The sequence below is a fragment of the Comamonas antarctica genome, from assembly GCF_013363755.1.
GTDB classification, from domain to species: Bacteria; Pseudomonadota; Gammaproteobacteria; order Burkholderiales; family Burkholderiaceae_C; genus Comamonas; species Comamonas antarctica.
Window position 1 is genome coordinate 3,521,206 of the sequence record NZ_CP054840.1, and the last position, 12,311, is coordinate 3,533,516.

The 12,311-nt window shown below is 68.4% G+C and carries 8 protein-coding genes; 4 read left to right on the forward strand and 4 right to left on the reverse strand.

Annotated elements, in window-relative coordinates; translation table 11 throughout:
• Positions 1 to 93: 93 nt before the first annotated feature.
• From HUK68_RS16355 to HUK68_RS16365, 3 genes are all read right to left on the reverse strand, one after another.
• Positions 94 to 525: a hypothetical protein gene (locus tag HUK68_RS16355; RefSeq protein ID WP_175505153.1), complete on the reverse strand. Its 432-nt coding sequence runs from the start codon at positions 523 to 525 to the stop codon at positions 94 to 96.
• Between the two features lie 170 nt (positions 526 to 695).
• Entirely contained in the window at positions 696 to 1,187 is a 492-nt protein-coding gene (locus HUK68_RS16360; protein ID WP_175505154.1) for a cyanophycin metabolism-associated DUF1854 family protein, read from the reverse strand.
• Between the two features lie 4 nt (positions 1,188 to 1,191).
• A complete protein-coding gene (locus tag HUK68_RS16365) occupies positions 1,192 to 3,489 on the reverse strand; it encodes a cyanophycin metabolism-associated ABC transporter (RefSeq protein WP_175505155.1) in 2,298 nt (765 codons plus the stop codon).
• A gap of 204 nt (positions 3,490 to 3,693) precedes the next feature.
• Here HUK68_RS16365 and HUK68_RS16370 point away from each other — a divergent pair, with 204 nt between their 5' ends.
• The 4 genes from HUK68_RS16370 (at position 3,694) to HUK68_RS16385 (ending at position 9,351) form a co-directional block, all read left to right on the forward strand.
• Positions 3,694 to 5,883, forward strand: coding sequence for a cyanophycin synthetase (locus tag HUK68_RS16370; RefSeq protein WP_175505156.1), 2,190 nt, complete (start codon positions 3,694 to 3,696; stop codon positions 5,881 to 5,883).
• Positions 5,884 to 5,907: 24 nt separating this feature from the next.
• Entirely contained in the window at positions 5,908 to 8,493 is a 2,586-nt protein-coding gene (cphA, locus tag HUK68_RS16375; protein WP_175505157.1) for a cyanophycin synthetase, read from the forward strand.
• A gap of 5 nt (positions 8,494 to 8,498) precedes the next feature.
• On the forward strand, positions 8,499 to 8,978 hold the full coding sequence (locus tag HUK68_RS16380; protein WP_175505158.1) for a CreA family protein: 480 nt from the start codon (positions 8,499 to 8,501) through the stop codon (positions 8,976 to 8,978).
• Positions 8,979 to 9,063: 85 nt separating this feature from the next.
• Complete coding sequence (locus HUK68_RS16385; protein WP_175505159.1) at positions 9,064 to 9,351, forward strand: hypothetical protein; 288 nt, start codon at positions 9,064 to 9,066, stop codon at positions 9,349 to 9,351.
• Between the two features lie 191 nt (positions 9,352 to 9,542).
• Here the strand turns inward: HUK68_RS16385 and HUK68_RS16390 are convergent, their stop codons facing one another.
• Positions 9,543 to 12,308: an Hsp70 family protein gene (locus HUK68_RS16390; protein WP_175505160.1), complete on the reverse strand. Its 2,766-nt coding sequence runs from the start codon at positions 12,306 to 12,308 to the stop codon at positions 9,543 to 9,545.
• Positions 12,309 to 12,311 lie beyond the last annotated feature (3 nt).

Below are 12,311 nucleotides of genomic sequence, written 5' to 3' on the forward strand. Positions count from 1 at the left end.
CTTCGACGCGGCCGGTCAGGCAGCTCAGGACGAACAGTTTCCTGAAGTGACCAGGGCTTGAAGGGGGCCGCTCAAGCCGAATGGGCCGAAGCGTCAGAGACCTTGCGTGCGCTTGATCTTGGGCTCGGAATAGGTCAGCGGCTCTTCTTTGACCAGCAGCTTGTTGCGCTCGATCTCGTCGCTCTTGTTGACCTGCTCGGCGTGTTCGACCACGTGCCTGCTGGCCAGCCACAGCGACTGGAAGTGTTCGATCAGCTGCTTGTGGATCGGCTCCTTGGGCGGCTCCTCGACTTCCTCGAGCTGCTTCTTCTCCTCGACCATGGTCCAGTCGCGGTTGGACTTGTCCGGTGCGGAAGGTTCGTTCGGCTCGCGCACGATCGCGCCTTCGCCGATCTTGTCGGTGGACTCGACCGGGTTGACCGGGTTGATCGGGCGTACCGGCACGGCGCCGGAAGCGCCGGTGGAATACAAATCAGCGCCCTGAGGTCGCCAGGCGGACGAGCGTTCGATGGGTGTGATTGGCATGGTGCATCCTCGGGTGGCTCAAAAAATGGGGCAGAGGGCGGAAATTTCCCGCCTTCGTACCGTCATCGGCAGCGTTCGCGAAAAATAAAGGAATTTCTGCAAAAAAACCGGATTTTTCGCGGAAATTTTCACCACGCCCGTGCAAAGCCAAGCCGCAAGGGGCCCGGCTGCTATAGAAATCGCTCCAGCAGGCGCTGCGAGGCGCGGTCGAGCGCGCCGGTGTCGGGAATCGAGAACTGCAGCGCGTCGCTGCCCGTGATGCGCAGCCGCGTGCGGCCCTGGAGCTTGCGGATGTCCTCCTCGCCCTTGAGCACCAGCTGCGTCGGGCCGCGGTCGGTGTCGACCTGCCAGGTGCTGGGCGTGGAGTAGCTCGAGACGCTGCGGATCTTCACGATCGTCGGCACGAACTCGCGCGCCGCCAGCTCCTGCTCGACGAGCGCGCGCGCGGCGGGTGCCAGCTGGTCCAGGCGGTCAATCCACAGCGCTTCCTTGCCGTCGCCTCCCATCAGCGACAGGCCTTCGTCGGGAGCGGCAATGGGAAATGCGCGCACCGGCACCACGCCGGCATGGCGCGTGCCGTCAGGCAAGGTCAGCACCAGGCAGCCATGGGCGTCGCGCTGCAGGTTCAGCTCCAGCAGGGTCGTTTGCAGTGTGTCGGCCATGGTTTCAGTCCTTGATCAGCGGGGTTTGCAGCACCAGGCCCGCGGCCTGCGCGTCTTCTTCGGCGCGCCGGGCCTGGGCTTCGTAGAGCCGCCAGTAGGCGCCGCGCAGCGCGATCAGTTCGTCGTGCGGACCGACCTCGACGATCTCGCCGCGGTCCATGACCACCAGGCGGTCGGCCTTGCGCAGCGTCGAGAGGCGGTGGGCAATGGCAATCGTGGTCCGGCCCTGCACCAGGTTGTCGAGTGCCTTCTGGATTTCCTTTTCGGTCTCGGTATCGACGGCCGAGGTGGCTTCGTCGAGGATCAGGATGCGCGGGTCGATCAGCAGCGCGCGCGCAATGCTGATGCGCTGGCGCTCGCCGCCCGAAAGGCTCTGGCCGCGCTCGCCGACCAGCGAGTCGTAGCCTTGCGGCAGGCGCAGGATGAACTCGTGCGCATGCGCGGCGCGCGCCGCGGCGACGATCTCGGCGCGCGTGGCCTCGGGCTTGCCATAGGCGATGTTCTCGGCAATCGTGCCGAAGAACAGGAACGGCTCCTGCAGCACCAGGCCGATATTGCGCCGGTAATCGGACACCGCGATGCGGCGCACGTCAACGCCGTCGAGCTGGATCGAGCCGCTCGAGACATCGAAGAAACGGCAGATCAGGTTGACCAGCGTGCTCTTGCCCGAGCCGCTGTGGCCGACCAGGCCGATCATCTCGCCGGGCTGGATGTGCAGGTCCAGGTGCTTGATGACGCTGCGGCTGCCGTAGCGAAAGCCCACGTCCTTCATGGTGATCGCGCCCTGCACCTGGTTCATCTTCACCGGGTTGGCCGGCTGGGGCACATTGCTCACATGGTCCAGGATGTCGAAGATGCGCTTGGCGCCGGCCGCGGCCTTCTGCGTGACCGAAACGATGCGGCTCATGGAATCAAGGCGCGTGTAGAAGCGGCCGATGTAGGCGATGAATGCGGTCAGCACGCCGACGGTGATCGAGCCGCCCGCGACCAGGTAGATGCCGAAGGCCCAGACGATCAACAGGCCGATTTCGGTCAGCAGCGTCACCGTGGGCGTGAACAGCGACCAGGTCTTGTTGACCTTGTCGTTGGCTTCGAGGTTGACCTGATTGGCCTCCTCGAAGCGCGCGGCTTCGCGGCGTTCCTGCGCGAACGCCTTCACGACGCGGATGCCGGGAATGGTGTCGGCCAGCACGTTGGTGACTTCGGACCAGACGCGGTCGATCTTCTCGAAGCCGGTGCGCAGGCGGTCGCGCACGGTGTGGATCATCCATCCGATGAACGGCAGCGGCACCAGCGTGACCAGCGCCAGCCAGGGATTGATCGAGAACAGGATCACCGAGGTCATCACGATCATCAGCACATCGGTGACGAAATCCAGCGCGTTGAGTGACAGAAACAGGTTGATGCGGTCGGTTTCGGCACCGATGCGCGCCATCAGATCGCCGGTGCGCTTGCTGCCGTAGTAGTCGAGCGACAGGGTCAGCAGGTGGTTGTAGGTCGTGGTGCGCAGGTTGGCGCCAATGCGCTCGGAGACCTTGGCCAGCACGAAGGTGCGCGCCCAGCCCAGCGCCCAGGCCAGCAGGGCCGACAGCAGCAGCGCGCCCAGATAGAAGCGCACCAGCGCCGGATCGATCTGCTCGCCGTTCTGGAACGGGATCAGGATCTTGTCCATGAGCGGAATGGCCAGGTAGGGCGCGACCAGCTGCGCCCCGGTGGTGGCCAGCGTCAGCAGGAAGCCCAGCAGCAGCTGGCCCTGGTAGGGCTTGGCAAAGCGCCACAGGCGCAGCAGCACCCAGGTCGAGGTCTGCGGCGCCTGCTGGCGCGCGCAGGCCGGGCATTCTTCGGTGTCGGGCGGCAGCGGTGCATTGCAGGCCGGGCAATGCGCGGCTTCCTCGTCGACGACGGCGCTGTAGGCCAGCTGGCGCGCGATGCGCTCGCGCTGGCGGTCGAACTGCTGCTGCAGCAGCACCATGGCCGCCTGGTGGCTCAGCGTGATGTACCAGTGCGCAAGGCGTGCGTCGTGGTTGTGCAGCGCCAGGTTGCCGACCCCGCCGTGGTCCTGCAGGCGCAGGCTCTGGTCCACCGCCAGCGGCCACTCGCGCCACTCCCGGGTCTGCGGATCGCAGGCCAGCAACCTTTCTTGCGTCAGGGCCAATAGACCATTGCCAAACTGCAAATCAGCACTCAGGTCAACCGGGACGATGGCGAGGACGTTCTCATCAGAAGCGAGCCTGGCTCGCAATTCGTCCCCCAGAGGGCCGGCAAAGACTGCCGAAGCGTCCACAGTATGGTGATGTTGCATGTTGAATTATTTTCCTCCGCCGCTGGCGGCGCCAAGAGTCGTACGGGCCACCGCAGCCGCATGGTAAACCGGGCAGCGCCGCACGCTTGTTACCCATTGCTCAACGCGCGAGCCTGAATCCAGGCTGACACGCGGCACAATGCCTCTCATTCCCGGACAGGATGGGACATCCTGTTCTCCCCACATTCTTACCCGCTGAATGCCATGGCGAAACTCAACGATATCCAACTCCTGCGCACCAACTTCCTGCGAGGCCCCAGTGTCTGGACCTATCGCCCGGTGCTCGAGGTCTGGTTGGATCTGGGAGAACTCGAAGACTATCCGTCCAACAAGATCCCTGGCCTCAACGAGCGCCTGACGAGCTGGCTGCCCGACCTGATCGAGCATACCTGCGGCGTCGGCGAGCGCGGGGGTTTCATCCAGCGCCTCGAAGGCGGCACCTGGATGGGCCATGTGCTCGAGCACGTGATCATCGAGCTGCTGAACCTGGCCGGCTTGCCCGCCGAGTTCGGCCAGACGCGTGAGATCTCGCAGCGCGGCGTCTACCGCATGGTGTTCCGCTGCCCCGAGGAGGCCGTGGCGCGCGTGGCCCTGGAATACGGCCACAAGCTGCTGATGGCGGCCATCAACGACGAGCCGTTCGACCTCAAGCCGGCGATCCACGCCATCAAGACCGCGATCAACGACCGCTACCTGGGCCCCTCGACCGGCTGCATCGTCGACGCCGCGGCCGAGCGCCGCATTCCGCATATCCGGCTCAACGACGGCAACCTGGTGCAGCTCGGCTATGGCGCCGCCCAGCGCCGCATCTGGACGGCCGAATCCGACCAGACCAGCGCCATCGCCGAAGGCATCGCCCAGGACAAGGACTTCACCAAGCGCCTGCTGGCCGCGTGCGGCGTGCCCGTGCCCGAAGGCCAGGTCGTGGCCAACGCCGATGAAGCCTGGGAAGTCGCGCAGGAGATCGGCACGCCCGTGACCGTCAAGCCGTCCGACGGCAACCATGCGCGCGGCGTGACGCTGGAGCTGCATGACGAGGCCGACATCAAGGCCGCATTTGCACTGGCCGAACCCGAAGGCTCGGAGGTGATCGTCGAGAGGTTCATCGATGGCGTCGAGCACCGCATCCTGGTGGTCGGCGGCAAGGTCGTTGCCGCGACCAAGGGCGAGACCGTGAGCGTCTACGGCAACGGCACGGCGACGCTGGGCGAGCTGGTCGACGTGCTCAACCAGGACCCGCGCCGCGGCCCCGAGCAGGAATACCCGCTCGACTGGATCAACCTCGAGGCCGGCGCCGTGAAGCTCGAACTCAAGCGCCAGAACGTCACGGCCGGCTCGGTCATTCCCAAGGGCCAGGCGGTGCTGCTGCAGCGCAACGGCAACATGGCCATCGACTGCACCGACGAAGTGCACCCCGATGTCGCGTACTACGCGGCGCTGGCGGCGAAGATCGTCGGGCTCGACATCGCCGGCATGGACATGATCCTCAAGGACGTGTCCCAGCCCATGCAGGGCCAGGGTGCGATCCTCGAAGTCAACGCCGGCCCGGGCCTGCTGATGCACCTCAAGCCGACCAACGGCGCGCCGCGCCCGGTGGGCATGGCCATTGCCGACCACCTGTTCCCGCGCAGCGAGGAAGACAACGACGCGGGCCGCATTCCAATCGTCGGCGTGGTCGGCACGCGCGAGAACGCGTTTGTCGCCCGCCTGGTCGGCTGGCTGCTGCAGCTGTCGGGCAAGCGCACCGGCGTGGCCAGCAGCGAAGGCATGTTCCTGGCCAACCGCCAGACGCAGAAGACCGATACCGCCAACTGGGCCGGAGCGCACCGCCTGCTGACCAACCGCCTGGCCGAGGCCGCGGTGATCCAGACCACCTCGCGCTCGATTCTCGAGGAAGGCCTGGCCTATGACCGCTGCCTGATCGGCGTGGTCACCGACATGGACGGCTACGAAACCCTGACCGACCACGACGTGCACGAAGCCGGCCAGATGCGCCGCGTGATCCGCACGCAGATCGACGTGGTGCTGTCGCATGGCGCGGGCGTGCTCAATGCCGACCTGCCCGAAGTCGCCGAACTGGCCGAGCTGTGCGACGGCGAAGTCATCCTCTACACGCTGGACGCGGACAATGCCGCCGTGGCCGCGCACCGCCAGGCGCAGGAAAACGGCCGCGCGGTGCTGGTCAAGGGCCATAACGTGGTGCTGGCCACGGGCGCGCAGGAGCGCGTGCTCGGCACGCTGGACACGCTGGCGCTGCCCGGCGGCCGACGCCCCGACACGCCGGCCCTGCTGGCGGCCATTGCCACCGCCTGGGCGCTCGATATCTCGCCCGACCTGATCGGCGCCGGCATCAAGACCTTCGAATACTCCACGGCCGCAGGCGCCACGGCCTGAGCCCGCACGCAGAAAGAACCCACTATGCAGATCACCCGCATCCGCGCCTTGCGTGGCCCCAACCTCTGGACCCGCAGCACCGCCATCGAAGCCATCGTGCAGTGCGAGCCCAACGAGCAGTGCTACACCGAGATTTCGGGTTTCGAGGAAAAGCTGCGCGCGCGCTTTCCCACCATCGCGCCGCTGCAGCCGCATGGCGCCGACCAGCGCCTGTCGCTGGCGCATGTGCTCGAAGTCGCGGCGCTGTCGCTGCAGGCCCAGGCCGGCTGCCCCGTGACCTTCAGCCGCACCCACGCCACGATCGAGGACCGGACCTTCCAGGTCATCGTCGAGTACACCGAGGAGGCCGTGGGCAAGCTGGCCGTGGAGAAGGCGCTGGCGCTGATCGACGCAGCGCAGAACGAAACCGCGTTCGACGCCGAGAAAGCCATTGCCGAGCTGCGCGAACTCGATGAGGACGAGCGCATCGGCCCCTCGACCGGCGCGATCGTCGACGCCGCCGTCGCGCGCGGCATTCCGTTCCGCCGCCTGACCACGGGTTCGCTGGTGCAGCTGGGCTGGGGCGCGAAGGCGCGCCGCATCCAGGCCGCCGAGATCGACAGCACCAGCGCCGTCGCCGAATCGATTGCCCAGGACAAGGACCTGACCAAGCGCCTGCTGCACTCGGCGGGCGTGCCCGTGCCGCTGGGCCGGCCGGTCGAGTCGGTCGACGAAGCCTGGGAGGTCGCGCTCGAAGTCGGCCTGCCGGTCGTGGTCAAGCCCCAGGACGGCAACCAGGGCAAGGGCGTCACGGTCAACCTCACCGAGCGCAGCCAGCTGGCCGCGGCCTATGCCTCGGCGTCCAAATACGGCACGGTGATGGTCGAGCGCTTCCTGCCCGGCCATGATTTCCGCCTGCTGGTCGTGGGCGACCAGCTGGTCGCGGCCGCGCGCCGCGAGCCGCCCCAGGTGCTGGGCGACGGCCAGCACACGGTGCGCGAGCTGGTCGACATCGTCAACCAGGACCCGCGCCGCGGCACGGGCCACGGCACGGCGCTGACCAAGATCCGCCTCGACGACATTGCCGTGGCGCACATTGCCGCCGAGGGCCTGAACCCCGAATCGGTGCCGGCCCAGGGCCAGCGCGTGGTGCTGCGCAACAACGCCAACCTGTCGACCGGCGGCAGCGCCACCGACGTCACCGACGACGTGCACCCCGAGATCGCGGCGCGCGCGGTCGAGGCCGCGCAGACCATCGGCCTGCACATCTGCGGTGTCGACGTGGTCTGCGAAACCATGCTGCGTCCGCTCGAGGAGCAAAACGGCGGCGTGGTCGAGGTCAATGCCGCGCCCGGCCTGCGCATGCACCTCGCCCCCTCGTTCGGCCGGCCGCGCAATGTCGGCGTGCCCATGGTCGACCAGCTGTTCGCCCATGGCCAGGACGGCCGCATCCCGGTGATCGCGGTCACCGGCACCAACGGCAAGACCACCACCGCGCGCATCATCGGCCACCTGTTCGCGGCCCATGGCATGCGCGTGGGCATGACCAACACCGACGGTGTCTACGTCAACGGCCGCCAGATCGACAGCGGCGACTGCTCGGGTCCGCGCAGCGCGCGCAACGTGCTGGCGCATCCCGAAGTCGATGCCGCAGTGCTCGAATGCGCGCGCGGCGGCATCCTGCGCGAAGGCCTGGGCTTCGACCGCTGCCAGGTCGCCGTGGTCACCAACGTCGGCGAAGGCGACCACCTGGGCCTGAACTTCATCACCACCGTCGAAGACCTGGCCGTGCTCAAGCGCGTGATCGTGCAGAACGTCGCGCCCACCGGCTATGGCGTGCTCAATGCCATCGACCCGCACGTCGCGGCCATGGCCAGCGTCTGCCCGGGCAAGATCATCTACTTCGCCGCCGACCGCCACCACCCGGTGATGGCCACGCACCGCGCGCAGGGCAACCGCGTGGTCTATGTCGACGGCGACTCCATCGTCGCGGCCGAAGGCTCGTGGCGCGAGACCATTCCGCTGCGCGACGTGCCGATCACGCGCGCCGGCACCATCGGCTTCCAGGTCGAGAACGTCATGGCCGCCACGGCCGCGGCCTGGGGCGCCAACCTGCCCTGGGAAACCATCCGCCGCGGCCTGTCGGGCTTCGTCAACGACAGCGACAACGCGCCCGGCCGCTTCAACGTCATGGACTACCGCGGTGCAACCATCATTGCCGACTACGGCCACAACCCGGACGCCATGCGCGCGCTGGTCCAGGCCGTCGAAGCCATGCCGGCGAAAAAGCGCAGCGTGGTGATCAGCGGCGCCGGCGACCGCCGCGACCAGGACATCAGCGAGCAGACCAAGATCCTGGGCCAGGCGTTTGACGATGTGATCCTCTACCAGGATGCCTGCCAGCGCGGCCGTGCCGACGGCGAAGTGCTGCAGCTGCTGCAGCAGGGCCTGGCCGGCGCCACGCGCACCGGCTATGTCACCGAGATCCAGGGCGAGTTCGTGGCCATCGACCACGCACTGTCGCGCCTGCAGCCCGGCGACCTGTGCCTGGTGCTGATCGACCAGGTCGAGCTGGCGCTGGCCCATCTGCAAAAGCACGTCGATGAGGCTTCGGCCGCCACCGCGGCCTGAACGCGATGCGCAACGCTGCCCTCAAGTCCCTGCTGCTGCTGGCGCTGGCCGGCTGCGGCGCGGGCCACGCCGAGACCATAGGCTCGGTGGACACGGTGTTCAAGCTCATCGGCCCGGACCACAAGATCGTCGTCGATGCGTATGACGATCCCAAGGTGCAGGGCGTGACCTGCTATGTCTCGCGCGCGCGCACCGGCGGCATCAAGGGCGAGCTGGGCCTGGCCGAAGACCGCGCCGAAGCTTCGATCAGCTGCCACCAGACCGGTGCGATCGCGATTGCCGCGCCGCTGCCGCAGCAGGAAGAAGTCTTCAGCGAGCGCTCCTCGCTGCTGTTCAAGCGCCTGCGCGTGGTGCGCATGATCGATGCCAAGCGCAACACGCTGGTCTACATGACCTATACCGACCGCGTGATCGAAGGCTCGCCGCAAAACAGCGTCACGGCCGTGACGGTGCCCGCGGCGACGCCGATTCCGGTGCGCAAATAGGGCTGCCGCGCGCGCTCGCGACCTACAGCGCGCGCCCGGCAGCGGGCCTAGCATGGGGCATCGACTGTTTTCTCAGGACAAGACCATGCCCCAGCCCCGCGAAACCCAGGACCCGCGTCCCCAAGACCGTGCCGGCTCGACCATCGATACGCCGCGCACGGTGAACACCACCGACAAGGAAAAAGACGACACCGCGGTGGAGACGCCCAAGCTGCCGCACGAACGCGACGAATCGGTCGACATGACCGACCGCGCGCCCAACGAACGCATGCGCCAAGCGCATGACGATGTGGTCAGCGGGCAGAAGGACACCGATGCGCGCAACACCGAGGCGCGCCGGCTGGATCCGAAGAACAATCCGGACGCGGCTTAACTGCCCATGGGGTCGCCGTGCGCCTGATCCTCGGGCAGGCCCTTCATCCTTCGACGCGGCCGGCCAGGCAGGCTCAGGACGAACGGTTGTCAGAGGCATGTCCTGGTTCCATTACCGTTCGCCCTGATCCTGAGCTTGTCGAAGGATCGAAGGGCGTTTGATGGACGCAACCGTCAACCGCCGTTACTGACTCAACCCAGCAACACCAACCCTGGCGGCAGGCTCTCGCCGAAACTCCGGCGCTGCTCGACCGCATCGAGTTCCACCACGCCGGCCACCATCGCCTGCCAATTCGCCGGCGCACGCTGCTGCTGCAGGCGCGCCAGCACCGGCGCGCGCTGGGTGTCGCTCAGGTCGCGTGCGCGGTCGCCGGTCATGCGCGCCATCTGCACTGCGGCAAACATCGCGCTGTCGTTGTGGCGCCAGTCCTGGGCCAGCACCGCTTCGAGGAACGGGTCGAGTTGCTCGGGTGGAATGATCTGGTGCGCGCCCGCCGGTCCCAGCGGCACGCGGCTGCACAGCCGCCCCAGCGCCCACCAGGTCTGCACCGGCTCATGGGGCTTGCGCAGCCGGTCGAGCATCCACTGCCCCATCTCGAGCCGGTAGGCCCAGGGCACGTTCTCCATGACCGCGAACAGGCGCACCATGTCGTCGTAACTTCCCAGCGCCGAGCCCTTGCCCTGCGCGCGCTGCCCGGCCTGCTGCATGTGGCCGGCAACGTCTTCGAGCAGCTGCATCTGGCGTTCCTCGGAAAGGCCCGCTGCCGCGCGGCGCCAGAAGATCCACCATTCGGCCCAGTTGCCGCTTTCCTGCGCGTGGGCAATGCCCTGGGCGTGCAGCGCCCAGACCTGGTCGATGCGCCAGGCGTCGAGTTCCGCGCCCACGCCCGGGCGCAGGCAGTAGCCGGCGAGATTGAGCCAGCTGCGCTCATGCTCGGGCGTGCGCCGGCGCCGGCGCGCGCGCGCCAGCAGCGCGTCGAACAGCGTGCGCAGCAGCGCCAGGTCCCAGGCTTCGCGCGCGCCCAGTATCTTCTCCAGGCTGCTGCGCAGTTGCCGCACTTCCTTGGCCGCGACGCCCTGGTCGTGGCCGCCGAAGATGCGGTCGATCTGCGCGATGGCCTGCGCCAGCGCGGGATCGCGTGCCGCTGCCGGGGCTGCGGCCGCGGCCGGAGCTTCGCCGCGCACGGCGAATTCCAGCGGCCAGCTCTGCTGCGGATCCTGCACCGACACGCAGCGCACTTCGAGCGTGCCGATGTCGGTCATCATTGCCTGCAGTTGCACCTCGACCTGGGCGCGCTCGCGCCCGGGCGGTGCGGGCAGCATGGCCGTGAGCGGCGGCAGGTGCACCAGTTCCTCTCCGGCCAGATCGCGCACCGCACCGGCGGGCACCTGGCCCAGCGCCGTCGCGGCCAGCAGATGAAAGCGCACCGCCTGGCCCAGGCGCAGCGCAAAGCGCTGGTCTTCGAGGCGCACCGCCACGCCCTCTTCGCTGCCTTGCGGCAGGAGGCAGATCGCGCGCAGCGCGTCGCCGTCGTCGAGCCGCAAGAAGTAGCTGCGTGCCGAGCCGCCGCCGATGCGCAGGCCGGGCATCGCACCCGCCTTTGCACCCGCTACCGGCTGGGCGCGCGCCAGGCCGTGGGCCACGGCGCCGCGCGCCACGGCCCAGTCGGGATGCGGATTGACCAGCACGCGCACTGGCGCGCCGCGCCATTGCATGAGCTGATCCACGACGCGTTCGGCAATCGCCGTGCCATGGAACACGCCGCCATTGAACAGCACGCTGTCGGGCACGCCGGACGCCCCCAGCACGCCCGCATGGGCCTGCAGGAACGCCGCGAGATGGCGCGTGATGGCCGCATCGGCGGGATAGGGCAGGCCCCAGGACAGCAGGCCCGACTGGCGCTGCTGCGGCCGCGCGTCGCGGGGCTGCAGCGGGAAGAATCCTTCGAGCAATTGCTGGCGCACGGTGTCGCGCTGCAGCTGCGCCGAACGTGCGCCGCCCAGCAACTGCGTGCCACTGCCCAGCAGCGTGACGGTGACGGCTTCGGGCGCGTCGGGCGCGAGCAGCTGCTCCTTGGCCACGCGGCAGCGCTGCACCAACTGGGCAAAGCGCGCGGCCGACAAACGCGGCTGCGGCGGAGCCAGTTCGGCTTCGAGGCCATGCGCCAGCGCCAGATCCATGTTGTCGCCGCCGAGCATCAGGTGCGTGCCCACGCCGCGGCGCGCGAGTTCGGGCTGGCCATCGGTCTGCGTGACCTGCACCAGGCTCAGATCGGTGGTGCCGCCGCCGATATCGACGACCAGCAGCCACTCCGTGCCCTGCAAGGCCGCACCCACCTGCGCCGACTGCATCAGCAGCCAGTCATGCAGCGCGGCCTGGGGTTCTTCGAGTAGGCGCAGCGGCGGCAGGCCGGCGAGCTGCGCGGCTTCGAGCGTCAGCGCGCGCGCGCCTTCGTCGAACGATGCGGGCACCGTGAGCACCAGTTCCTGCTGCGCCAGCGGCGCAGCGGGAAACTGCGCATCCCAGGCCGCGCGCAGGTGCGCGAGATAGCTGGCGCTGGCCTGCAGCGGCGAGATCCTGTGCACGCCCTCGGGCGCGCCCCAGGGCAGGATGGCCGCGCTGCGGTCCACGCCCGCATGCGACAGCCAGCTCTTGGCGCTGCTCACCAGCCGGCCCGGCACCTGCGCGCCCAGGTCCTGCGCATAGCGTCCCAGCAAGGCGGGAGCCGCCGCGCTGGCACCCAGGGGCGGCCAGGGCTGATGCCAGGTGTCGGGCGCGAGTTCGCCCTCGCCCGCCTGGTAGCGCAGCGAAGGCAGCAACGGCCCGGCGCCGATCTCCGCGGCCGATACGCGCTGCGCAATCGGCAGCAGTGCCACGGGCGCGCTGCCGTCGGCAGGCGCATAGGCCAGCAGCGTATGGCTGGTGCCCAGGTCGATGCCGACGATATACAGCGCCATGGC

Coding starts and splice junctions, on each gene's coding strand:
- HUK68_RS16355 (WP_175505153.1), bottom strand. CDS start 525: ATGCCAATCACACCCATCGAACGCTCGTCCGCCTGGCGACCTCAGGGC.
- HUK68_RS16360 (WP_175505154.1), bottom strand. CDS start 1,187: ATGGCCGACACACTGCAAACGACCCTGCTGGAGCTGAACCTGCAGCGC.
- HUK68_RS16365 (WP_175505155.1), bottom strand. CDS start 3,489: ATGCAACATCACCATACTGTGGACGCTTCGGCAGTCTTTGCCGGCCCT.
- HUK68_RS16370 (WP_175505156.1), top strand. CDS start 3,694: ATGGCGAAACTCAACGATATCCAACTCCTGCGCACCAACTTCCTGCGA.
- cphA (WP_175505157.1), top strand. CDS start 5,908: ATGCAGATCACCCGCATCCGCGCCTTGCGTGGCCCCAACCTCTGGACC.
- HUK68_RS16380 (WP_175505158.1), top strand. CDS start 8,499: ATGCGCAACGCTGCCCTCAAGTCCCTGCTGCTGCTGGCGCTGGCCGGC.
- HUK68_RS16385 (WP_175505159.1), top strand. CDS start 9,064: ATGCCCCAGCCCCGCGAAACCCAGGACCCGCGTCCCCAAGACCGTGCC.
- HUK68_RS16390 (WP_175505160.1), bottom strand. CDS start 12,308: ATGGCGCTGTATATCGTCGGCATCGACCTGGGCACCAGCCATACGCTG.